19 protein-coding genes are annotated in these 24831 nt (G+C 52.9%); 12 read left to right on the top strand and 7 right to left on the bottom strand.

The features are described 5' to 3' along the window. Positions 1 to 162: 162 nt before the first annotated feature. A complete protein-coding gene (gene proS, locus Q4E40_RS10765; RefSeq protein ID WP_303412102.1) occupies positions 163 to 1641 on the bottom strand; it encodes a proline--tRNA ligase in 1479 nt (492 codons plus the stop codon). A gap of 185 nt (positions 1642 to 1826) precedes the next feature. Between proS and Q4E40_RS10760 the strand changes: the two genes are divergently transcribed. The 4 genes from Q4E40_RS10760 (at position 1827) to Q4E40_RS10745 (ending at position 7984) form a co-directional block, all read left to right on the top strand. After that, positions 1827 to 3104, top strand: coding sequence for a hypothetical protein (locus tag Q4E40_RS10760; protein WP_303412100.1), 1278 nt, complete (start codon positions 1827 to 1829; stop codon positions 3102 to 3104). A gap of 17 nt (positions 3105 to 3121) precedes the next feature. After that, the gene (locus tag Q4E40_RS10755) at positions 3122 to 4624 is read left to right on the top strand and encodes an OmpP1/FadL family transporter (protein WP_303412099.1); all 1503 of its coding nucleotides are present in this window, start codon (positions 3122 to 3124) and stop codon (positions 4622 to 4624) included. Between the two features lie 162 nt (positions 4625 to 4786). After that, positions 4787 to 7024 (top strand): S9 family peptidase, encoded by a 2238-nt coding sequence (locus tag Q4E40_RS10750; protein WP_303412097.1) that lies wholly within the window; start codon positions 4787 to 4789, stop codon positions 7022 to 7024. A 159-nt stretch (positions 7025 to 7183) separates the two neighbouring features. Beyond that, positions 7184 to 7984 (top strand): YybH family protein, encoded by an 801-nt coding sequence (locus Q4E40_RS10745; RefSeq protein WP_303412096.1) that lies wholly within the window; start codon positions 7184 to 7186, stop codon positions 7982 to 7984. Between the two features lie 19 nt (positions 7985 to 8003). On the opposite strand, the gene Q4E40_RS10740 is transcribed toward Q4E40_RS10745, so the two are convergent. From Q4E40_RS10740 to Q4E40_RS10720, 5 genes are all read right to left on the bottom strand, one after another. After that, positions 8004 to 8861 carry a RelA/SpoT domain-containing protein gene (locus Q4E40_RS10740; RefSeq protein ID WP_303412095.1) on the bottom strand — a complete coding sequence of 286 codons (858 nt, stop codon included), beginning with the start codon at positions 8859 to 8861 and terminating at the stop codon, positions 8004 to 8006. Between the two features lie 80 nt (positions 8862 to 8941). After that, positions 8942 to 9646, bottom strand: coding sequence for a chloride channel protein (locus Q4E40_RS10735; RefSeq protein WP_303412093.1), 705 nt, complete (start codon positions 9644 to 9646; stop codon positions 8942 to 8944). Next, entirely contained in the window at positions 9622 to 10050 is a 429-nt protein-coding gene (locus tag Q4E40_RS10730; RefSeq protein ID WP_303412092.1) for a chloride channel protein, read from the bottom strand. Before Q4E40_RS10730 ends, Q4E40_RS10735 begins: the two co-directional genes overlap by 25 nt. Positions 10051 to 10313: 263 nt before the next feature. Further along, the gene (locus tag Q4E40_RS10725; protein WP_303412091.1) at positions 10314 to 11759 is read right to left on the bottom strand and encodes an aldehyde dehydrogenase; all 1446 of its coding nucleotides are present in this window, start codon (positions 11757 to 11759) and stop codon (positions 10314 to 10316) included. 329 nt (positions 11760 to 12088) lie between these two features. Further along, positions 12089 to 12877: an SDR family oxidoreductase gene (locus Q4E40_RS10720; protein ID WP_303412089.1), complete on the bottom strand. Its 789-nt coding sequence runs from the start codon at positions 12875 to 12877 to the stop codon at positions 12089 to 12091. Positions 12878 to 12996: 119 nt separating this feature from the next. On the opposite strand from Q4E40_RS10720, the gene Q4E40_RS10715 reads away from it, so the two are divergent. From Q4E40_RS10715 to Q4E40_RS10685, 7 genes are all read left to right on the top strand, one after another. Further along, entirely contained in the window at positions 12997 to 13524 is a 528-nt protein-coding gene (locus tag Q4E40_RS10715) for a 3-hydroxyanthranilate 3,4-dioxygenase (protein ID WP_303412088.1), read from the top strand. A 92-nt stretch (positions 13525 to 13616) separates the two neighbouring features. Next, entirely contained in the window at positions 13617 to 14696 is a 1080-nt protein-coding gene (locus Q4E40_RS10710) for an amidohydrolase family protein (protein ID WP_303412087.1), read from the top strand. 168 nt (positions 14697 to 14864) lie between these two features. After that, on the top strand, positions 14865 to 15944 hold the full coding sequence (locus Q4E40_RS10705) for a hypothetical protein (protein ID WP_303412085.1): 1080 nt from the start codon (positions 14865 to 14867) through the stop codon (positions 15942 to 15944). A 120-nt stretch (positions 15945 to 16064) separates the two neighbouring features. Further along, entirely contained in the window at positions 16065 to 17342 is a 1278-nt protein-coding gene (gene kynU / locus Q4E40_RS10700) for a kynureninase (protein ID WP_303412083.1), read from the top strand. 213 nt (positions 17343 to 17555) lie between these two features. Then, the gene (locus tag Q4E40_RS10695; RefSeq protein ID WP_303412082.1) at positions 17556 to 18881 is read left to right on the top strand and encodes a mechanosensitive ion channel family protein; all 1326 of its coding nucleotides are present in this window, start codon (positions 17556 to 17558) and stop codon (positions 18879 to 18881) included. Between the two features lie 183 nt (positions 18882 to 19064). Further along, a complete protein-coding gene (locus tag Q4E40_RS10690) occupies positions 19065 to 21305 on the top strand; it encodes a monovalent cation:proton antiporter family protein (protein ID WP_303412080.1) in 2241 nt (746 codons plus the stop codon). Between the two features lie 47 nt (positions 21306 to 21352). After that, positions 21353 to 22294 (top strand): mechanosensitive ion channel family protein, encoded by a 942-nt coding sequence (locus tag Q4E40_RS10685; RefSeq protein ID WP_303412079.1) that lies wholly within the window; start codon positions 21353 to 21355, stop codon positions 22292 to 22294. 94 nt (positions 22295 to 22388) lie between these two features. Here the strand turns inward: Q4E40_RS10685 and Q4E40_RS10680 are convergent, their stop codons facing one another. Further along, a complete protein-coding gene (locus Q4E40_RS10680; RefSeq protein ID WP_303412078.1) occupies positions 22389 to 23801 on the bottom strand; it encodes an alanine/glycine:cation symporter family protein in 1413 nt (470 codons plus the stop codon). A gap of 380 nt (positions 23802 to 24181) precedes the next feature. On the opposite strand from Q4E40_RS10680, the gene Q4E40_RS10675 reads away from it, so the two are divergent. Beyond that, positions 24182 to 24775, top strand: coding sequence for an alpha-ketoglutarate-dependent dioxygenase AlkB family protein (locus tag Q4E40_RS10675; protein ID WP_303412077.1), 594 nt, complete (start codon positions 24182 to 24184; stop codon positions 24773 to 24775). Positions 24776 to 24831 lie beyond the last annotated feature (56 nt).

Below are 24831 nucleotides of genomic sequence, written 5' to 3'. Positions count from 1 at the left end.
AATTGATAATTGTTGGTTGTTGAATGTCGATTGGGTAGGAAATTATACGTAGCCATCGTAAGGGGTGATAACCTGGATGTTCGCAAAGCAAAAGCGCCGCCTCCCTGTCTGGAAAGCGGCGCTTTTTATGTTTAACTGCAGAAAGCAGTCAGCAATTATCAATTAATAGGCCTTCGCGAAGTATACGCGCTGCTTCGATGGCTTGCCTGTGACCATGTCCACACCGTCTTCCTCAGGCGTGTCCAGGGCGATGCAGCGGATCGTGGCTTTGGTTTCTTCCTTAATGCGCTCTTCCGTCTCCGGTGTGCCGTCCCAGTGGGCCAGCACAAAGCCGCCTTTGGTGTCGAGCACCTGCTTAAACTCCTCGTAGCTGTCTACCTTGGTGGTGTGTTCCTCACGGTAGCTCAGTGCTCTGCTGTAGATGTTCTCCTGTATCTCGTCGAGCAGGGCAGGGATGTAGGTTGCCAGGCTGTCGAATTGCTGCGTGCTCTTCTCCTTGGTGTCACGGCGGGCGACTTCGGCCGTGCCGTTCTCCAGGTCGCGGGCACCGATGGCGATGCGTACGGGCACACCCTTCAACTCCCACTCGGCAAACTTAAAGCCAGGGCGTTCGGTATCACGGTTGTCGAACTTCACGCTGATGCCTTTGGCCATCAGCTCTTTTCGGAGCTGCTCTACTTTCTCGCTGATCTGAGCCAGTTGCTCTTCGCCTTTGTAAATCGGCACGATCACCACTTGGATAGGGGCCAGTTTTGGAGGAAGCACCAGGCCTTCATCGTCGGAGTGGGCCATCACGAGCGCACCCATCAGGCGCGTGCTCACACCCCACGAAGTACCCCATACGTGCTCCAGTCCGCCTTCTTTGGTAGCAAACTTCACATCAAAGGCCTTTGCAAAGTTCTGGCCCAGGAAGTGAGAGGTACCTGCCTGCAAAGCCTTGCCATCCTGCATCAAACCTTCGATGCAGTACGTGTCGAGGGCACCGGCGAAACGCTCATTTGGCGTTTTTACGCCACGGATAACCGGCAGGGCAATGTATTGCTCAGCAAAGGTGGCGTATACCTCCAGCATCTGCTTGGTCTCGGCAATAGCCTCATCAGCGGTAGCGTGGGCGGTGTGACCCTCCTGCCAAAGGAACTCCGTCGTGCGCAGGAATAGACGCGTGCGCATTTCCCAGCGTACCACGTTCGCCCACTGGTTAATGAGCAAGGGCAGGTCACGGTAGCTCTGGATCCAGCCTCTGTAAGTGTCCCAGATCACGGCCTCAGAAGTTGGTCGAACAATCAGCTCCTCCTCGAGTTTAGCATTCGGGTCCACGCGCAGTTTGCCGGGCTTGTCTGGGTCTGATTGCAGGCGGTAGTGTGTCACCACGGCGCACTCCTTGGCAAAGCCTTCGGCATTCTGCTCCTCGGCCTCGAACAAACTCTTGGGCACAAACAGCGGGAAGTAGGCGTTCTCGTGTCCGGTCGCTTTAAACATATCGTCCAGCACACGTTGCATTTTTTCCCAGATGGCAAATCCGTATGGCTTGATAACCATACAGCCGCGAACGGAGGAGTTCTCCGCCAGACCGGCTTTTTTTACCAGTTCGTTATACCATAAGGAGTAGTCTTCGCTTCTTTTTGGCAGCCCTTTACTCATTTTTAAAATTATTTATTGTATATCTCTAATTGTAAATCTTTTTGGAATGAATATTGCTCTCCGTGTAGAGAAGATTTAAAATCATTCCGGCCCAAAATTACGTTAATATATTATACTATTGATAAGGTTTTGCGCTATTGTGTTTATATCTTTGATATAGAAGCATTTTAGAAACACAGAAGGCCATGAAAAAAATAAACATATACACCGCAATAGCCCCTGTGATTGCACTTTTCGCGGTTGGTTGCAGCAGCCCGGTAGCTATGCAGTCGACGGAGTATGATGATATGTATTACAGCTCATCAGACCGTACCGAATATGTGCAGCCGCAGGCTCAAGCTCCCCAACAGCAGCAATATGCTTCTGCTGAGGAAAACCAGCAGGCCGCCACTGGCGATGTCACTCAAAACTACGCCTCCGACGAGTACTACGACGGCCGTACCTACCGCCCGCAGGCAACCTGGAATAACGCTAATTACGCTTATGTAGACCCGTACTGGACATCCTCGTATGTTCACCGTATGAACCGCGTTAGTCCGTTTTACGACCCCTACTACTATGACCCATTTTACGATCCGTTCCTGTATGACCCGTTCATGCACAGAGGCGGTTTGCGGGTGAGTATCGGACTAGGCATGGGCTGGGGCTCTGGCTGGAACCGCTGGGGACACTCTTACGGTATGTATGATCCCTACTGGGGCAACAGATACTGGCCGTACAATAACTACTATGCTGGCTACTACAATGGGTATAACCGAGGCTACTATGGCGGAAATCGCTTCGTCTATGATCGTCCGGTCGTGGTGCAGCCACGTCAGGTGCAGTACGGACCGCGCGGTGAGCGCAGTGTTGTGCCGGCAACGGGCAACCCGGAGCGTGTAACTGGCCGACCAAACCGATCAGAAGCAGTTAGCAACGAGCAGCGCACGGAAGGTGCAGATTATGCCCGCCCAAGCAGAACAGAACGTGCCAACGGCAATACGAATTCAAGAAGCCAGGAGATCAACGCAGGAGAAAACACTGGCCGTACGTTGCCAGCCAGACCGGCCACTACGAATCGTGGTTACGATCCGCAGAGCGGTCAGGTAAGGCCTTCGCGCCAGCAACCGGAAGGTCAGCAGCCTGTGCAGCGTATCAACCAGTCGAGAGAGGAATATGTGTCGCCGGCTACCCAGCCGCGAGAGCGCCAGCAGCGTATACAGCAGCCTACACAACGCCAGGAGAGAATACAACAGCAGCCGGCGCAACGTCAGCAGATTCAGCGCGAGCCCGTGCAGCGCTCACAGCCAAGCTACCAGCGTAGCCAACCGGTGCAGCGTTCGCAACCAAGCTATCAGCGAAGTGAGCCAGTGCAGCGTTCACAGCCTAGCTACTCGCCACCATCCAGAAGTTCAGGCACATCAAGCCCTCCAGCACGTTCTAACTCCAGCGGCGGTGGCCGTGGAAGTAGAGGAGGAAACTAACCACTAACCACTAATCCATGAAAATTACTAAGATTGTTTCCGCCAGCCTGGCGCTTCTGCTGGGCTGGGGCGGAACCGCCTTTGCCCAGGACGAGGTAGATGCCCTGCGCTACACCCGTTACGGAATCACCGGGTCCGCACGTATCCAAGGTATAGGAGGAGCACAAACGGCACTCGGAGCGGATGTGTCTACCATAGCCTCTAACCCAGCTGGTCTTGGAATGTTCAGGCGGTCGGAATTCAGCATTACCCCGGGCCTTAGCTTTTCCTCTTCAACAGGGCGTGTCGGTGGCATTTCTACGAATGATGAGCGCAACAACGTGGCCGTGCCCCATATCGGCTTTGTGTTTGCCGACCGACAGGCCAACGATGACAGTGACTGGCGTGGCGTGACTTTTGGTATCAGCTTTAGCAGACTCAATAGTTTCAACAACAGAACCTCTTACCGCAACACAGCCGGCGGGCAAGATCCGACTATAGTCGAGTATTTCACGGAACTGGCGAACCTGCGCGGCCGCACACAGACTGATCTGGATAATGAGTTCGACAATGGATTCACGACCATGGAGGGCTTGGCCTACGGCACTTTTTTGTTTGATTTTGATGAAGAGGGCTTTGCTATACCTACCTATCGTGAAGGCGAGATCAACCAAACAGAAGAAATTATCAGGAGAGGATCTCAGAACCAGATTGACATAGGCGGCGGCACCAGTTACCGCGACAAAATATACCTGGGCGCGTCGCTTGGTGTGGTCACCTCAGACTTCAGGCAGGAGCGGATTTTCAGAGAGGCCGAAGCCAGTGCCAACTCTGATTTTACCAGCCTGGAGCTGCGCGACGAGTACAGAACGCGCGGCACGGGCGTTAACCTGAAACTGGGTATGATCTTCCGCCCTTCTGATGTTATCCGACTGGGGGCTTCTGTTCAAACGCCAACGCTCTACAACTTCGACGAGACGTATCAGCGCTCCATGTATAGCCAGTTTTTGCCAGGTGAGAATTACAGCGCTGCAGAGTTGCCGGGCGAGTTTTCCTATAAACTGACTACACCGTTCCGTGCCTCGGGTGGTGTTGCCTTCTTCCTGCAGAAGTATGGTTTTATAGCAGCTGACATCGAATATGTAAATTACTCCAATGCCCGCTACTCTGAAGGCGATGACTTTGGTGGCAATAGCAGCTACTTTAACAGCGTGAACGACCGCATTTCCGGCAATTACCAGTCGGCACTTAACTTTAAGGTAGGCGCTGAGGGGCGTTACGAAGTGTTTCGTTTCAGAGCGGGTTACGCCATCACAGGCGACCCCTACCAAAATGCTGATTTTGACGGCAAAATAAACACCTTTACGCTGGGTACAGGTATACGGCTGAACAAGTACTACGCTGATGTGGCTTTTACCAGTTCCACAGCGAACAGCCTGTACAGCCCCTATAACTTCAACGACCCGTCCGTATTTGTGCCGGTGGTTGACATCGAAGACAAGCTCAACACCGTGCTGCTGACTGTCGGCTATAACTTCTAAGCAAGATTTTTTTCCTGTTTTCAGAAAGGCGGCGGATTCCGAAAGGGATGCCGCTTTTTTGTTGGGCTATACCTGTGGGCGGTACGGTTTTGGCGGTAAGGTATGGCAATACCACATTATTCTGATAAATTAGCAAACTAAACGATAACAACCCTTATACAAATGCATATCAACCTTAAAACCAATTTTCTGGCTGTGGTGCTCCTTTGCTTTGCTTTAGTGGCGCAGGCGCAGCAGAAGAAAGAAGTCACGCTGGAGGACATCTACCAGAAGGGCACCTTCTCGGCAAAATCGGTGTACGGCGTCAATTGGATGAACGATGGCCGCTACTACAGCTCGCAGGTAGCCGACGAGAAGAACGGCGTAAATGACATTGTGCGCTACGACGTGACGACCGGCCAGCCGGTAAACACGATCATTGAAGGTGAAGACCTGAAGCCGGAGGGCAGCGACAAGCCGATCAAATTCGACAGCTATACCTTCAGCTCGGATGAGAAAAAAGTGCTTTTCGGCACAGAAAAAGAGCAGCTCTACCGCCGTTCTTCCAAGGCAGAGTTTTATGTGTACGATATCGCCTCCAAGAAACTGACCAAGCTGAGCAACGGTGGCAAGCAGCTTTACGCTACGTTCTCGCCGGATGCCAAGCGTGTGGCGTTTGCCCGCGAAGGCAACATGTTCTTCGTGGACCTGAGCAACATGAAGGAGACGCAGATTACTAACACCGGCAAGTTCAACTCCATCATCAACGGCTACGCCGACTGGGTATATGAGGAGGAATTCTCGTTTGCGCAGGGTTTCCACTGGTCACCAGACGGCTCTAAGATCGCTTTCTATACCTTCGACGAGACGAAAGTGCCCGAGTTTAACATGCAGATGTGGGGCGAGCTATACCCGCAGGACAACAAGTTCAAATACCCGAAAGCCGGTGAGGCCAACTCGATCGTGACTGTATCGGTGTACAACGTGGGCAACGGACAGACCGTGAAGATGGACACCGGCAACGAGACGGACATCTACATCCCGCGCATCAAGTGGACCAACGACAGCAACCTGCTTTCGATCCAGAAAATGAACCGCCTGCAGAACACGCTGGAGTTGCTGCACGCCAATGCCACCACCGGCAAAGCCAACGTGGTGCTAAAGGAAACCGACAAAGCGTACATCGACATCACCGACGACCTGACCTACCTGAAAGACGGCAAGCACTTCATCCACTCTTCGGAGCAGGACGGCTTTAACCACCTGTACATGCATAACATGAACGGCAAGCTGGTGCGCCAGATCACAAAGGGCAACTGGGAGGTTAGCAACTTCATCGGTTTCGATGAGAAAAACGACAAGCTGTATTTTATGTCGACGGAAGTATCGCCGATGGAGCGCCACCTGTTCAGCATCAGCAGCAAAGGCAAAAACAAAAAACGCCTGACCACCGAGGCAGGTACCTACAGCGTGAACATGAGCAAGGACTACAAGTATTACCTTGCCTACCACACCGCTGCCAACACTCCACTGACTGTTAGTCTGCACACTGCCAAAGACGGCAAGCTGGTGAAAGTGCTGGAAGACAACCAGAAGCTTCGCAACACGCTGGCCCAGTATGATATCGCCAAGCAGGAGTTCTTCACCATGAAGACCCCGGACGGCACGCAACTGAACGGCTGGATGATCAAACCAACCGATTTTGATCCGAAGAAAAAGTACCCGGTGCTGATGTTCGTGTACGGTGGCCCAGGTTCCCAGACCGTCAACAACAGTTGGGGTGGTGCCAACTACCTGTGGTACCAGGTGCTGGCTAACAAAGGTGCTATTGTGGTGAGCGTGGACAACCGTGGCACTGGTGCCCGTGGCGCTGAGTTCAAGAAAGTGACGTACGCCAACCTTGGCAAGTATGAGATCGAAGACCAGATTGAAGCGGCCAAGTGGCTGGGTAATCAGTCCTACGTAGACAAAAACCGCATCGGCATCTGGGGCCACAGCTATGGGGGCTACATGACGCTGCTCGGCCTGACCAAAGGCAATGGCGTGTTCCGTGCCGGTATCTCCGTGGCTCCGGTTACGAACTGGCGCTATTACGACACGATCTACACTGAGCGCTACCTGAAAACACCACAAGAGAATGCTTCTGGCTACGATGATAACTCGCCGCTGTTCTTTGCTGACAAACTGCAGGGTGAGCTGCTGCTGATCCACGGTACCGGTGACGACAACGTGCACTTCCAGAACGCGGTGGAGATGCAGGACGCCCTGATCAGCGCCAACAAGCAGTTCGAGAGCTTCTTCTACCCGAACCGTAACCACGGCGTGGGTGGCGGCATTACGAGCCTGCACCGCTTCACCATGATGACCGACTTCCTGGAGCGCAACCTGATCAACCCGACGACAGCGTCGCAGAATCAATAAGGTATAGCGTATACCTGAGCGAAAAGGCCCGCCAGCAATGGCGGGCCTTTTCGTTTCATAGAGGCAATTTTATTAAGTGAAACACTCAATAAAATAAGTGACTAGTTGCAAGTGCACAGCGGATAGCTGCTAAATTTAGGAAGGCTATACCTGTTCACTATGAAAAAACTACTTTTCCTGTCCCTTCCGTTTATGCTATGCACTTTTCAGAGCCTGGCCCAAAGCCGTGATAAAGCGCTCGCTGAACTGGTGGAAGCCGAGATAAGCTTTGCATCAACCTCTGTTGAGAAAGGTATACGGGCTGCCTTCCTGGAGTATTTGGCAGACGACGCGATTGTGTTCCTGCCTGAGCCGATGAATGGCAAAGAGGGCTATGGCAGTCGGCCGGAAAGCAGCGCCAAACTTTCGTGGTACCCTGCGTATGCCGATATCTCCAACTCCCTGGACTGGGGCTATACCACCGGACCCTACGAGGTGAGAGCCAACCCGACGGATAAGCAGCCGACAGGAGCAGGCTTTTACCTATCGGTCTGGAAAAAGCAGCCTGACGGACAGTGGAAAGTAGCCATCGACCAGGGGAATTCTTATCCGGTAGCTCAGATAAAGGCGGAAGCCTATAAGCCGACGGCAGGCGTTGAAGCAAGTAAAGGAACAGCGCAGGATTTACTGCAAAAAGATGTGCTGCGGGTGCAGCCTTATCACGACGAAACACTGATTTACGGGGCAGGTCAGTACCCTTTCAGGTATAAGAAGCTGAGCATAGAGCCAGCTTCAAACATATTGTATACTACACTCGGGCACGATATTTCGCCGGCAGCTGATATGGCCTATACCTACGGCAGCTATATCCGCGGCAAAGTTGGAGAAGGAGAGACAGGCTATTACCTGAAAGTCTGGAAAGCGATAGACGGCGGCTGGAAACTGGTAGTGCACAACCTGGTGCCAAACAAGAAGCAGTAACGCGTGTCAGGTATAGTCTTTACCATACCTTCGTCAGGATGCGTTGGATTTGCTCCTGCAGTCGACGTTTTTCTGCCTGGCTTATGGGAAGCGCCTGCAATTGTGCAAATAGCTTTGACCGTTCTTCTTCAGGGATTTGATTTGAGGTATAAATCAGGTTAAACACTACCCTGATAAAAGAAGCAAGCTGATCGGACTGACTAGTCAGGCGGTTAAGGATCGTTAGTAGCTCCCGAACGGTGGCGCTGCAGCTCTGGTCCGGGTAACGGATGGTATGGTCAATCTCGCTCCAGCCTTCTTCAAAAAGAGTGCGCAGCTGTATCTCCACAAAATAACGTTGTCGGTTTGGCTGCGTGCGAATCACAAAGTGCACCGCCCTATACCCATGATCATGTCTCCTGATGTCGCAGCCAGCAGCAGCGAATTCGTCTGCAACAAAATCGGCTTCTCCAGCACCGATATAGGCGATTGGAGGTCGCTTCAACTCCCATCTGTCTTTTATGAACTGCCCAATATCCTGCCAGGACGCCTTGTAGAGATATAACACCCGCACACCAGCCAAATCATTAATCCAATCGACGTAGTTGTGCTCATCAATGGTACGGTCAGGATACTCCATTTTTTTGCGGATGATCTTGCGGAGCAGGTGCAGCGGGTCTTTCACCCGATACCTAACGGCATGTACGTCGGGCAGGTACTGCAGACTTCGGGATGTCTGTGCCGCAATCTCCAGTAGCTCCGACTTGCGCTGTATAAAATCGTGGTAAATGGCCACCAGCGTCTGCGGCGCTATACCTTGCGCGCGCCATTCTGCCTCGGCTATACCTAAGCTGGTCAGGATAGCTGCGGATTGCCCGGAACCGGTATTTTTCTTCAAACCCCTAAACCAATGTTTCTAAGTACTTACGTGTTAAATCGTTAAAGGCATATAGGCGCGTGCAGGCATTTAAAAACAACCTATTCTTTTACACCAAGCTGCGCATTGATCAGTGGGGTTTTAGGAGCCAGAAAAAAACCGGTGAGGCTTGCAAACATGATCGGGATAAAGTGCTGGAAGCCAGTTAGCGTTGCGAGTAGAATAATCGTACTGATAGGAGTGCGGGTGACGCAGGCATTAATAGCCGCCATACAGCTGATTAGGATAAGCGGTAGGTTCTGTCCTGGGAAAGCCTGGTTGACGATCATGCCTACAGTAGCTCCCACGAAGAAGAGTGGAATAATAAATCCGCCCCGCCAACCCGAAGTAACTGTAAAGCTGATAGCAAGGATTTTTGCTACCAATAGCAGGAGCAGAAACCCGAGTGTAAACTCCTCAGCCAGGAGCACATTGAGCTCGTCGTGGCTGAAGTAGCGCGAAAGCGGAACATAGTAGGCGATGATGCCGATCAGTAATCCTCCTACGGCCATTTTCACGTAGATCGGGACTCTGAACTTTTTGAAGAGCGCCCTGCACTGGCGCACCGTGAAAATAAAAAGCCAGCCCGCCGCAGTACCTGCCAGCGCATAGAGCATGGCGTAGAAAAAGTCGTTTAATTCAGGAGTCGCGTACACGGGGAAGTTCCAGGTGGGCCCTATGCCAATGTGCGTGATCAGGATAAAAACAACATAGCTGGAGCAACTGGCGACAAAGGCAGGTATCAGGGCCTGGTAGTACTCCACCACATGCTTATGTGAAGGATTTCTAAAGCAAACAGGGTGCCTCCAAGTGGTGCGCCAAAGAGTGCTGTGAAAGCGGAAGCCATGCCTGCTATGGTTAGAGACCGGAGGTCTTCCCCTCTTATTTTGAGTTGTTTCGCGATCCAGGTGCCGGTAGAGCCAACCACTTGTACCAACGGTGCCTCCGGGCCGGCACTACCGCCGCTTGCAATACACAACCATGACGACAAGATCATGGAGGGATTGTTCTTGGGCTCCAGGTGCCCGCCCTTGAAGCGGATGTTGTTCACGATGAGGTCCATCTCGCCGGGGTCGCCGAGATAGTGGATGATAAGGCCGGCGAGTAAGCCGGCCCCAGCCATGAGCGGAATAACAAACAAGCCCTGTATAGGTGCCAGAAAGTGAAGCATCCCCTCCAGAACCATCCAATAAATGCCTGCAATGATCCCCCCAATTATGCCAATAGCTACCCACAGCAGGAATATCTTGCTGAATACAAATGGGTTAAACTGTAAAGGATAGTTAATCTGGTTCCGCAACGTAACGGCCAGTCTTCTTCTCTTAAAGTCCATCCTGCAAAAGTACGCATAAATGCAGGGAGAGGTAAAAGACTGCTGATTTTAGAGCTAGGCGAACTGTAAGGAAGGTACTATGCAACGTATAGAGAGCTTTCCTACAGCTTCACACAAACATTCTGTGGCTCTGTAAAGAAACGCAGTGCCTCAAAACCGCCCTCGCGTCCTACACCCGAGTTTTTCATGCCACCGAAAGGAGTTCTCAGATCACGCAGGAGCCAGGTGTTGACCCAGATGATGCCGGAATGAACCTGGTGCGCGACACGGTGCGCACGCGGCAGGTTCTGTGTCCAGATGGTGGCGGAGAGGCCGTAATCGGTGCAGTTGGCGTATTGGATGACCTCTTCTTCGGTGTCGAAAGGGGTGAGCGTAACGACCGGACCGAAGATCTCCTCAGTGTTGGTGCGGCAGTTGTAGGGGAGGCCTTCGATGATGGTCGGGGCGATGAACCAGCCGTTCCGGCAGCGTCCTTCTACCTGCACTTGGTGTCCGCCGGTCAGGATGGTGCCGCCCTCTTGCTTTGCGAGTTCGATATAGGACAGCACTTTTTGCATGTGCTGTTCCGATACCACCGCGCCCATTTTCGAGTTTTCTTCCATCGGGTCACCTACCTGCATCGCCTTTACTTTTTCTACAAATGCGTCGCGGAATTTCTCGTACAGCGGCCGCTCGATGAAAATGCGGGAGCCGCAGAGGCAGATCTGTCCCTGGTTGGCAAAGGAGGAGTGAATGGAGGTATGGAGGACATTGTTGAAGTCGCAGTCGGCAAAGATGATATTTGGGTTCTTGCCGCCCAGCTCCAGTGAGAGCTTCTTGAACATCGGGGCCGCCGTGGCCGCGATGGTGCGCCCGGTGGCCGTGCCGCCGGTGAAAGAGATAACCGGCACTTTCGGATGCGCCGTCATGGCCACACCTACCTTGTGGCCGTAGCCATGCACAATGTTGAGCACGCCTGCCGGTAAGCCCGCTTCGATGCAGATTTCTGACAGCATATAAGCCGTCATAGGAGTGACCTCAGAAGGTTTCGCCACCACGCAATTGCCAGCGGCCAGGGCAGGAGCTATTTTCCAGGTAAACAGGTATAGCGGCAGGTTCCAGGGCGAAATGCAGCCCACCACGCCATGCGGATGGCGCACGGTATAGTTGATAGCATCGGTTCCCTCCATGTAATGCGCCTCCGAAGCGAAATGCTGGATCGCAGTGCCGTAAAAGCGCATGTTGCTACTCGCTCTGGGTATATCCACCGACTTCGCCAGTTTTAGCGGCTTGCCATTGTCTATCGATTCCGCTTCGGCCAACGTGTCCAGGTTCTGGTCAATCAGGTCGGCAATGCGCATCAGGATCTGTCCGCGCTTCTCGGCAGGCGTGTTCGACCAGGCCGTGAATGCTTTCAAAGCCGCCTGTACCGCCTGCTCCACATCCTGCTCGTCTGAGTCAGGTATAAGCGAGTACACCTCGCCCAAAGCGGGGTTGTAGTTGTCGATGTACTGCCCTGCCACAGGCATTACCAACTGGCCGTCGATGTAGTTATGGATGTGTTGCACAGCTAGGGAATTAACAATGAATAATTTTTTAGCGCCTAAATTTCTCTATAGTAAACCTGAGTTGCTTCAGGATGACTTTTCTGAAAGGCTCCGCTAAAATGTAAACAACTGCAAGTGACACGAAGTACTTAGCTGACATCGGATACTCCACGAGTATGTCAAAATAATTGCAGATATACATCAGAGCGGCCACCAGATTTAAGCATATCAGATTGAAAAGATAATCTTCTAATCTAAGTTTATAAAATCTGGATAAGCTCAACAGAGTTGCCACAAAGCATAAGTTGAGGAAGACCATTACAAAAAGCGTTGCCATTTCAGGTGCTTACTTACAAGCTCCCCGTCCTACCACCATCCACCGGCACATTGATACCGTTGATATACGCCGCCGCGGGCGTAGCCAGAAACGCAGCGGCTGCCGCTACTTCTTCGGGTTCAGCGAAGCGGCGGGCCGGGATTTCAGCCATCATCTCTTCTTCCACCTTATCTACGGCGCTGTCGGTTTTCTTCGCTTTGTTTTCGATGATGGACTCAAGCCGGCCGGTGCGGGTCGCGCCAGGGAGCACGTTGTTCACCGTGATGCCGAACTGCCCCAATTCGTTAGCCATGGTCTTGGCCCAACTGGCCACGGCGCCGCGTATCGTGTTCGATACGCCCAGGTTCTGCAATGGCTGTTTCACCGACGTGCTGATAATGTTGATAATGCGGCCGTAGCCTGCCTTTTTCATTAGCGGAATCACTGCCTGCGCCAGGTTATGGTTGTTGATCAGGTGCATGTTAAAGGCGCTCAGAAACTCTTCGGGCTTCGCATTCACAATCGGTCCGCCAGCCGGGCCGCCGGTGTTGTTGACGAGGATGTGTACCTGCTCGTGTTGCTGCAGGTATACCTGTAGTTGCTGCACCAGTTCTTCTGGCATACTGAAATCGGCTACCAGATAATCATGTTGCTGGCCTTTGCTGTTGTCCAGTTCCCGGGCTGCTTCCTGCAGCTTGGCTTCGTTGCGGGCCACCAGCGTTACGCTGGCGCCGAGTTGGGCCAGCTCTATGGCGATGGCTTTGCCTATACCTTGCGTGCTGCCGCAAACGATGGCTCTTTTATCGGTCAGGTCTAAGTTCATGCTTAAATGTACGTAAAAGGCTTTAAACTTGCACGGCAGTCTGGGGCGGAGTTATACCTGAGCTACCATTTCTACATACTTTTTCGTACATTCAAAAATCAACCTAATCCGATAGAACTATGGCCATACAGCGCGCTTTCAATTTCAAGCAGTGGATAGAGGAGCACCGTCACCTACTCAAGCCACCGGTGGGCAACCAACAGGTATACAAAGGCAACGATGACTTTATTGTGATGGTGGTGGGCGGCCCTAACGCCCGCAAAGACTACCACTACGACGAAAGCGAGGAATTCTTCTATCAGGTGGAAGGCGATATTGTGCTGAAGATCATCGAGGACGGCAAGCCCGTGGATATTCCGATCAGGGAAGGAGAGATCTTCCTGCTGCCCGCCAAAGTGCCACACTCCCCGCAGCGCCCTGCCAACACCGTCGGCCTGGTGATCGAACGCTACCGCAAGGAAGGCGAGAAAGACGGTTTTATGTGGTTCTGCGAGAACTGTGGCAACAAGCTGCATGAGGACTTCACGGAAGTAACGGACATCGTAAAGCAACTACCGGTGATCATGGGCAACTTCTGGGATAATGAGGAGTTGCGTACCTGCAAAAAGTGCGGCGAGGTGCTGCAGCCACCGGTGAAGCCTGCGTAAGGTATAGGTGTAGAATCTATAAAATGTGTATCTTGATGAATTGCCTGATTTGGCCGTATACCGTATAGCCGCATTTTCGCCCGTTTACCAGCATGCAAAACCAGAAGCCTATACCTACCGAGCATAATCTGTTCAAGATTGACATTCACACACACATCCTGCCCGCTACGTGGCCCGATCTGCGTGAGCGCTATGGCTATGGCGGATTTGTCAGGCTGGAGCACCACAAGCCCTGCTGCGCCCGCATGATGATGGACGATAAGTTCTTTCGCGAGATTCAGGATAATTGCTGGGACCCCAACGTGCGCATGCACGAGTGCAGTCACCACCAGGTGGGCGTACAGGTGCTGAGCACGGTGCCCGTCATGTTTAATTACTGGGCTAAGCCCGAGCATACCTACGACCTGTCCAGGATGCTCAACGACCACATCGCCGGTATAGTAGCCGACTACCCGGACCGCTTCATCGGCCTCGGTACCATCCCGATGCAGGACCCCGAATTAGCCATCAAAGAACTGGAGCGCTGCATGAAAGAACTGGGTATGGCAGGTATACAGATCGGGTCGCACATCAATGACTGGAATCTGGATGCGCCCGAACTGTTCCCGATTTTTCAGGCGGCCGAAGAGCTGGGTGCAGCCGTGTTTGTGCATCCCTGGGATATGTATGGCAAGGAGAAGATGAGCAAGTACTGGCTGCCCTGGCTCGTAGGTATGCCTGCCGAAACGAGTCTGGCGATCTGCTCCATGATATTCGGTGGTATCTTCGAAAAACTGCCGAAGCTACGTGTCGCCTTTGCCCATGGCGGAGGATCTTTTCCGGCTACCATCGGCCGCATCGCACACGGTTTTGAGGTGCGCCCCGACCTGTGTGCCATCGACAACAACGTGAACCCACGCGAGTACCTGGGCAAGTTCTACTTCGACTCGCTCGTGCACGATCCCATGGCACTGGATTATCTCGTGAACCTGGTGGGTGCCAACAGCATCGCCCTCGGCACCGATTACCCCTTCCCGCTAGGCGAACTCGAGCCCGGCAAACTGATCGAATCCATGCCTTACGACCGCGCCACCAAAGACCGCATGCTGCACGGTACTGCCCTGGAATGGCTGAATCTGGAAAAGAGTCTTTTTGTGAAGGACTCGGCGATTGTTTCGAGGGCGAAGGTATAAATCGCAGTTATTTTCTAGTACCGCCTGTACGTGGCTACCTCTAACAAGCGCCTCATTTACATATGTTTCCAGTGTGCCGTCTTTATAACAAAAGATGTGTGGAAGGTATAGTGTAAATATCTGGGGTTAAATTATATTTGCTCCCCGAATTATAATTTCCCCTTTTTTATGAAACTCAAACTTATACTCTTTCTTCTATTCTTCCCGGCGGCGCTGTATGCCCAGATCCAAAGTCAAAAGGGGGCCATTATCCTGAAAAGTGGAGATAATCTGACGGGAACGGTCACTTATTTTTACGACCAGCCAAATGAGATCAGCTTCTCCGGTGATCAGGGAACCAGGCAGGTATTCACAGCAGATCAGGTAACGGAAATAAAGCTCGATAACGGCGAGAAGTTTATAGCAAAACGCTATAAAACGAATGCTGACAGTGCTACTTTGGTGCTGAAAGTATTGATCGAGTCGCCCAAAATTTCCGTCTACGTGAGAGAAGAGAATTCAACAGAATACTACTATGTATCCAAGGATGATGCGCTGCACAGACTCGAGAATAACAGCGTATATGAAAAACAGGGGGATAAAAAGTATTTGCGGAAAGACCACAAGTACATCGGCACGCTCAGCTCGCTGATGCATGACCGCATGGACCTTGTGCAGCAGTTGGAGAAGACAAGTTTGAGAGAGAATAGCCTGACCAGGATAATTCGGGAATATAACCAGGGAGAGGCTAGCTACGAATGGCAGGGCGATAAGAAAACCGAGAGAGAGCCGAACTGGGTTTTCTTTGCGCAATACAGCAAGTATGGCTTCAGCAAGGACATTCCGATTGAAGCACGTGGCTACGGAAATAAGGCTGGTCTTCAATATTACTTCTCTAAGCACAGCCGACATTCTATTAAGGCGTCCATGGATTACTCTTCTTTCAGATTCGGGGAAGAGAAAGCACAGATGTATGGCTTGGGCTTGCGGTATGAAATGGCGTTTAAGAAAACAGAAAAATTCAGCGCTTACATGCTCGTTCACTTTTTGGATATTGCCTATATGTCTTATAGCCATCCTGCAGAAGGCTATAATGAAAATGGGCTTAAGTCTGCGCTCCGCTTTAGGCCTAGTATTGGATTTGAATCGAAACTATTGCCCAGAATGGCGGCTTACGCAGAAATCAACAACCTGTTGGTTCTAGAGGAGCTACCGAAATCGTTCAGCCTTGGCCTAAAGTATGATTTTGGGAAGACAAATTGGAAGTAACTGGGAGGTTAAGGAGCCTGGGCTTACTAAATTTTGCCCAGTTATTTTCTATCTTCGCGGGAGATGAACTGAGGGGCTGATGCTGCCTTTTAGCTGTACACTCTTACCCGTACCGGAAAAATGAACTACCAGAATAGCCTTGCCTTTGCGCAGGAACAAGATAACCTCGACCCGCTCAAGCATTTTAAAGACCGCTTTTACTTTCCGCAGGTAAACGGCCAGGATGCCATCTACTTCTGTGGCAACTCGCTCGGTTTGCAGCCCAAGTCGGCGCAGATGTACATCGACAACGAGATGTACAAGTGGGCGAACTACGCTGTAGAAGGCCACTTCAAGGGCGAGGAGCCCTGGTTCAACTACCACAAGCTGCTCACCGACGGGGCTGCCCGCGTGGTGGGTGCCAAGCCGCAGGAAGTGGTGATCATGAACCAACTCACCGTGAACCTGCACCTGATGCTGGTGTCGTTTTACAGGCCAGAGGGCAAGCGCATCAAGATCATCATGGAGGGCGGGGCCTTCCCGTCGGACCAGTACGCGCTCGAAACGCAGGTGAAGTTCCATGGCTATACCCCGGAGGAGGCCATCGTGGAGTTGTTCCCAAGAGAGGGCGAGCACACGCTGCGCACTGAAGACATCCTGCAGAGCATCCGCGAGCACGGCGACGAACTGGCGCTCGTGCTGATGGGCGGCATCAACTACTACACCGGCCAGGTATACGACATGCAGGCCATTACCCAGGTGGGGCATGAAGTGGGCGCAGTGGTCGGCTTCGACCTGGCGCATGCGGCCGGTAACGTGCCCGTGCAGTTGCACGACTGGGATGTGGACTTTGCCGTGTGGTGTACCTACAAATACCTTAACTCCGGACCGGGTGGCACGGCGGGCGTGTTCGTGCACGAGCGCCACGCCAACAACCCGGACCTGCCGCGCTTTGCCGGCTGGTGGGGCCACGACGCGAGCGTGCGTTTCCAGATGAAGAAAGGCTTTATACCCATGGCAGGCGCCGAAGGCTGGCAGCTGAGCAATGCCCAGATCCTGCCGATGGCGGTGCACCGCGCCTCGCTCGAGCTGTTCGACGAGGCCGGTATGGCGAATCTGCGCGCCAAGAGCGAAAAGCTGACGGGGTACCTTGAATACCTGATCGACGATGTGCAGGTGGGCAAAGACGTGCTAGAGATGATCACGCCACGCGATCCGCAGGCCCGCGGTTGCCAGATATCACTGCTCGTAAAGCAAAACGCCCGCGAGCTGTTCAATAAACTGATGGAAGCCGGCATTATTGTGGATTTCCGGGAGCCGAGCGTGATCCGTGTCGCGCCCACGCCGCTTTACAACAGCTTCGAGGAGGTATACCGCTTCTCCGAAATCCTGCACGCCTGCCTGGAAGGACACCATTAAGCAGTTTTAAAGCAAAAGCCCTATCTTTGCAAAGCGCTGGCAATTGCCAGCGCTACCCTACAGAACGCTCCTTAGCGCAGCACCATCACAACTTCTACCGGCACAGGCCGGTGGGCACAAGTCACTTGTCAGTGGTTCCGGTGCCGGCCCTATTCAAACAGGCAGAAGCATGTCATTCACCTCCCAGTCATTTTAACCCCTTTACCCATTACCATGAACACTACTTATTCGAACGATCAAATCAGTAGCTGGACATCTGACCAATTGTTGAAATTAGGTATACCCGAGCAGGCAGCCATGTACATCAACCTGTTCGCCCTGATTGCGGTGACAGCCCTGCTGGTATACCTGACCGATTTATTCACCCGGAAGCTGCTGGTTGGCACCCTGCATAAGGTTGCGGCCAAGTCCAGCACCAGGCTGGTTGAGTACCTGGTGCGTAATAAAGTAATCGTATACTTGGCCCGCATCGTGCCGCTCGTTCTGGTGGTGGAAGCTATCCCGATCGTGTTTGCCGATTTCCCCGGCTGGGTCGCACCGCTCATCAAGTTAACCGACATTTACATGATCCTGCTGTGGATGTGGGTGGCGCGGGCGCTGCTGCGAACCTGTAAGGACTTCCTCAAAACCACCGAGACCTTTAAGGAAAAACCGGTCGAGAGTTTTCTGCAGGTGATCACCATCTTCCTGTACTTCATGGCCGGGCTGCTTATTTTCTCCACCCTTACCGGCAAAGACGCCTGGACCTTCATCACGGCGATGGGTGCGGCCTCGGCCATTCTGATGTTGATCTTCAAAGACACCATCATGGGTTTTGTGGCCAGTATTCAGATCTCTTCCAACGACATGGTGCGCATCGGCGACTGGGTCACCATGGACAAGTATGGCGCAGACGGGGCCGTGACCGAAATAAACCTGACGACGGTGAAAGTGCAGAACTTCGACAAAACCATCACCACCATCCCTACCTACTACCTGATTTCCGACTCATTTAAAAACTGGCGGGGCATGCAGACCTCGGGTGGGCGGCGCATCAAGCGCTCTGTCTACATCAAGATATCGAGCATCCGTTATTTGTCAGCCGAAGAAGTAACCCGTTTGAGCAAAATTCAGTTACTGAAAAGCTACCTGGAGGAGCGCCAGGGCGAAATCAGCCGGTTCAATAAAGAGAACGAGATCGACAAGAGTCTCCTTATTAACGGCCGCAGCCTGACCAATGTGGGTGTGTTCAGGAAGTACATCGATGCCTACATCAAGCAGCACCCGGGCACTCACAAAGACATGATCATGATGGTGCGCCAGCTCGAGCCAACCACCACCGGTATGCCGATCGAGCTATACCTGTTTGCCAACAGCATTGTGTGGGTGGAGTACGAAGGCATCATGGCCGATATTTTTGACCACCTGCTGGCAGCAGTTAAGTATTTTGATCTGGAGGTGTTCGAGATGCCGGCGGCGGACGATGTGCGGAGTCTGCACTTCAATGCAGCCGGTACTGCGGGAGTACGTTACCCCATGGCGGAGACCATGCAGAATTAAGGCTTCGGTAGTTAGAAAAATATGCATCGCGCCGGCTGCAGGACAAGTATAACTAATAAATTGCCTGCCTGCTAATATTGGGGTATGAGGCCTGCATGCAGTCATTTTTCTAATTATATTTCAAGGTTGGCAAGCTGCCACCGTATTGAATTCAGACCGAATGTTTAAGTACGACACGACTATATGACCCACCTCCCCAATCTGGTCCTGGACCTCGGGTTGATTCTTGGTGCAGCCGGCATCATGACGCTTATCTTTAAAAAACTGAAGCAGCCATTGGTGCTGGGCTACATCATTGCGGGCTTGCTGGTGGGCCCCCACGTTAAACTGTTCCCGACCATAGTTGAGCTGGAGAACATCAACGTATGGGCCGAGATCGGGGTGATTTTTCTGCTGTTCAGCCTGGGGCTGGAGTTCAGCTTTAAAAAACTCGTGAAAGTAGGAGGGGCCTCCTCCATCATGGCTGGGGTAGAGGTGGTGGTGATGCTCCTGCTGGGCTACCTCACAGGCAAACTGCTGGGCTGGAACACTATGGACAGCGTGTTCCTGGGCGGTATCCTCTCCATCTCCTCCACCACCATTATCATCCGGGCCTTCGACGAACTGGGCGTGAAGTCAAAGCGCTTTGCCGGGCTGGTATTTGGGGTGCTCATCGTAGAAGACCTGGTGGCCATCCTCCTGATGGTGCTGTTATCGACTTTGGCGGTGAGCCAGCAGTTTGCGGGCACCGAAATGCTGCAGGCCGTGCTCAAGCTCGCCTTCTTCCTGGCGGTGTGGTTCCTGGCAGGCATCTTCCTTATACCTACGCTGCTCAAAAAGGCAAGCAAGTTGATGAATGACGAGACACTGCTGATCGTTGCCATCGCGCTTTGCTTCCTGATGGTGATTCTGGCGGCGCAGGTGGGCTTCTCGCCGGCGCTGGGGGCCTTTATCATGGGCTCCATACTGGCCGAGACGACCAAGGCCGAGAAGATAGAGCACCTGGTCATGTCTGTGAAAGACTTGTTCGGCGCCATCTTCTTTGTGTCAGTGGGCATCCTGATCAATCCGGCGATGATTGTGGAGTATGCCGGGCCCATTGCCATCATTACGGTCGTCACGCTGGTGGGGAAGCTGCTAAGCATCACGACCGGTGGCCTGATAGCGGGGCAGGGACTCAAAACTTCCATTCAGTCAGGTATGAGCGTGTCGCAGATCGGGGAGTTTTCGTTCATCATCGCCACCCTGGGCCTTACGCTTAAGGTAACCAGCGACTTCCTATACCCTGTGGCGGTGGCAGTGTCGGCTATTACGACCTTCACCACCCCTTACATGATCAAAATGTCTGAGCCGCTTTACGAAACGGTGGAGCGAATGCTGCCAAAGAAATGGAAGAAGCGGCTCAACGAGTATAGTTCCGGTGCCCGGTCCATCGGCACGGCCAGCGACTGGAAAATACTGCTGCGCTCCTATGTGGTGAACATGGTGGTGGCCTCTGTTTTGCTGGTGGCGATCGTGCTGCTGTCTCAAAACTACCTATATCCATTCATGACCCAGGAAGTCATACCCGGTATTTGGGGAGGCGTCGCCACGGTTAGTATCGCCCTGGTCCTGATGCTGCCCTTCCTGTGGGCCATGGCCGTGTACCATCCGCAGAAAGAGGCGCAGGGCCGTATCTGGGCCAACCGCAACTACCGCAGCCTGATTATTGTGCTGGAGTTCACCAGGGTAGGTATAGCCATCCTGGTTATCGGCTTTTTGCTCAACCGGGTGGTTTCGGTGCAGGTGGCGCTCGTGGTGAGTCTGCTTATCATTGTCCTGCTGGTGCTCTTCTCTAAAAGGATTCAGAACTTCTATATCCGGATAGAGAACCGGTTCATGTCGAACCTGAACGCCCGCGAAATAGCGGCTGCCAGCAGCATGACCCATACCCTGGTGCCCTGGGACGCGCACCTGACCAGCTTTGAGGTGGCGCCAAACGCCGAGGTGGTGGGCAAGAGTATGAGCGAGCTGCAGATACGCGAAAAATATGGCATCAATGTGGCCGTTATAGAGCGGGAAGACCGTACCATTATGGCTCCGACGCGCGACGAGCGTATATTTCCCGGTGATAAAATCTACGTATTCGGCACAGACGAGCAAATCGCCGTCTTTGGAAATTTCATCAGCGAGGCGTTTATACCTGCCCAGGACGGCGCGACTACCCGCGAAGAAGTAGGTTTACAGAAGCTGGTTGTATCGTCTGACTCGATGCTGCACGGCCGCACGGTGCGCGAATCGGGCGTGCGTGAGAAAACGAAGGGCCTGATTGTTGGTATAGAGAAGAAAGGCAGGCGCATCCTCAACCCCGACTCGGAGTTAGTGATAGAGGAAGGCGATATAGTTTGGATTGTGGGTAGCCCGCGGCGCGTGCGGCAGCTGGAGGCGACCCGCCAGAAGGTTTGAAAAAAGCGCTTTTTTTACGATTTTAGCCTGAGAAAGAGATAAGCACTATGCGCAAGATTGAATACTGGATAGAGGATAATTTTCACCTGTCAGCCCAGGTACAGGAAAACGTTTTGAAGTCGCTGATAGCATTGCTGGTGCTCTGGGTCCTCAGCCGGGTGCTGTTGCGGCTGGCCTCGCGGCAGCAGACGGACACGCGCAAGCTGTACCAGTGGAAGAAAACGACTAACTACGTGGTAACCGCGCTGGGCATTATTTTTCTGGCCAACATCTGGTTCGAAGGGTTCAAGTCCATCACCACGTTTCTGGGTATCTTCTCGGTGGGTTTGGTGGTGGTGCTCCGCGACCCTATCCTGAACATGATGGGCTGGGTATTCCTCATCTGGAAGCGCCCTTTTAAAGTAGGCGACCGCATCAAAATAGGCCTCTATACCGGTGACGTGATCGACATTGGCTTCTTCCAGTTCACCATCAACGAACTCGGCGAGTGGGTGGATTCGGAGCAGGCGACGGGGCGCGTGGTGCACATACCTAACAGTCAGGTGTTCACGCAGGGGCAAATCAACTACAACTACGGCTTTCCGTTTCTGTGGCACGAGGTGCAGCTGCGCATCACCTTCGAAAGCAACTGGCAAAAGGCCAAGGTCATTTTGCAGGACATTGCCCTGCGCCACTCTGAACGGCTGAACGAAGAACAGGAGCAGCGCGTGCGCATCGAGGCCCAGCAACACCTGATCTTTTACCGGAGCTTCGAGCCAAAAGTGTTTATCAAAGTAAGAGAGAACGGCATACAGATCACGGTACGCTACCTTTGCAACCTCAACGGCCGCCGCGAAAGCGAGAACAAGATATGGGAAGATACCTTGACGGAGTTCTTGGCCACATCCGATATCCGGTTCGCCTACCCAACCACCCGCTTCTACAGCGCCGGCGAAGGGCAGGAGAGCGAAATGCAGCATATGGAAGGCGGGAGAAGGGGGATGGAGTAGGAGCGATAGTAAACCAAAAAGCGGAGCCGGTTCTTTGGGAAACTGGCTCCGCTTTTTATACCTAAGGAGATCTGATTTCTAAACTTTCAAACCCCTAAACTCCCATACTTTCTACCTTCTCAACTTTCTGACTTTCTAACTTCTTAAACTCCTTCATCCTTGTAAAGTAATCACGCGCGGCGGCCATTACTTTAGGCGATAGCAGTAGAGCTGAGATCATGGTCGGGATCGCCATCAAAGCGAACATACCGTCGATCAGGGCGATTACGGCCGTGATGGTGGCTGTGGCGCCGAACACGATAGTGACTACATAGAAGTAGTTGTAGTAGTGCTTGTATTTCGCCCCGAAGAGGTAGCTGAAGCACTTAGTACCATAGTAGGAGTAGGAAAAGAGCGACGTGAAAGCGAAAATCAGGACGCAGACCATCAGCACATAACTGCCGAAGCCCGGCATGGCATTGTTGAAGGCGGTGGCCGTCATGGTTACGCCGCTGGCCTCGGAGGTTTGCCATGTACCCGTCACAATGATCGCGAAGGCAGTAAGCGAGCACACGATAATGGTGTCGATGAAGGGGCCCAGCATCGCCACCAGTCCTTCGCGGATCGGCTCATCGGTTTTAACGGCTCCGTGCATCATGGCGGCCGTGCCTATACCTGCCTCGTTCGAAAAAGCGGCACGGCGGGCTCCCGCTATAATAATGGCCCCTACAGCACCTCCCAGTACTGAATCAGCAGTAAAGGCATCAGTTAAGATCAGGAGGAAGGCGTCAGGTATAGCAGCATAGTTGACGGCCATGATGTAGAGCACAGCCAGCATGTACAGCACGACCATGCCCGGCACCATTTTGCCTGCTACCTGGCCTATGCGCTTGATTCCTCCAAAAATAACAAGCGAGGTGACGATCACGAGCACAATCCCGATGATCAGGTTGGTATAGAACAGGTCAGTGGTGGCGAAGCCACTGGGCACCAGCACCACCTCCCGGATAACCTGGGTTAGCTGATTGGCCTGGAAAATAGGGAGTGTGCCAAACATGCCTGCCACTGCGAACAGCACAGCCAGCGGCTTCCACTTTTTGCCCAGCCCTGTTTCCACCACATACATGGGGCCTCCTTCCAACTGGCCCTTGCTGTCGCGGCCGCGGTACATCACCGCCAGGGTGCAGGTAAAGAACTTGGTGGCCATGCCTACAAAAGCACTTACCCACATCCAGAACAACACACCTGGCCCGCCGATGGCTATGGCAACAGCCACACCGCTGATATTACCCATACCTACTGTGGCTGCCAGTTCCGCCGAAAGCGCCTGGAAGTGGTTGATCTCACCCGGATCGTTCGGGTCATCGTATTTGCCGCGCAGCACGTTGATGGTATGGCGCATGTAGCGGAAAGGCAGGAAGCCTGAGTAGAGCATGAAATAAACACCGCCTCCCATCAACAGCACTAACAGTGGCATGCCCCAGGCCAGGTCGCTGAACGCGACAAAGAATTCTTCTAATACTTTCAAAACAAATCTTGTATTCGGTAAAAAGCCATAAAGATACGTCTGGAATAGCAAAATTCCTTTCTCTATGCTAAAAGGGTTTTAAAAGTGCGGTGCTGGTAGCACAGCTTCCTTTCCCAGCGCACCAGCCATAAATTGCCTTTGCGTGTAGTTGAGCTAACTTTTGGATTGCAATTGTGCTCCTGAATTTTCTTGCTCAAATTTTTTTCTTTGCAGCGCTGTTTCCTTAGAATGTTAGATTTGGACTAAAGGTATACAGCCTGGTAACCCTGCATGCGCAGACGCGGTACAGCACCTAGCCGGGGTTTGCAGCCACAAAGTATTGGTAGGTATAGGACTCCTGGTGAAAACAGGTGAAGACAGGCAAAAGCCGGAGAAAGCAGATGATACAGAAGAACGAAAACTTCACGCAACTCGACATACCGGAGGCCGAGGTATACTACGCGCCGCACTTTTTCAAGAAAGAGGAAAGCGACCTATACCTGCAGCTGCTAACGGAGGAAGTGGCCTGGCAACAGGAGGAAATCAGGATGTTCGGCAAACAACTCCCGCTTCCCCGGCTCACGGCGTGGTACGGCGACAAAGGCTATACCTACTCCGGCCTGTACAACGCGCCCCAGCCCTGGCTGCCTATCTTGTTGGAACTAAAGGAGCGGGTGGAGGCCTCCTCCGGCGACAGGTATAACAGTGTGTTGCTCAACTACTACCGTCACGGGCAGGACAGCATGGGCTGGCACGCCGACGACGAGAAAGCGCTCGGACCAGGTATAGCTTCCATTAGCTTTGGCGGGGAGCGGGACTTCGCTTTCCGGCACCGCCGGCGCAAAGATCTGCCCACGGTTAAACTCACCCTGCAGCATGGCAGTTTGCTGCTGATGCAGGGTGCCACGCAGCAGCACTGGCAGCACCAACTCCCCAAAACCAGCCGCCAAATCGCACCCCGCATCAACCTCACTTTCCGCACTATTGTGGGCTAAGGTATATTGCCGCCGAGTATTGTCTTTCCCGATTGGAAAACGTTTCTTTACAAACA

It is taken from the genome of Pontibacter coccineus (assembly GCF_030546575.1).
Lineage (GTDB): Bacteria > Bacteroidota > Bacteroidia > Cytophagales > Hymenobacteraceae > Pontibacter > Pontibacter coccineus.
This window is presented reverse-complemented; position numbering and strand designations above follow the sequence as displayed.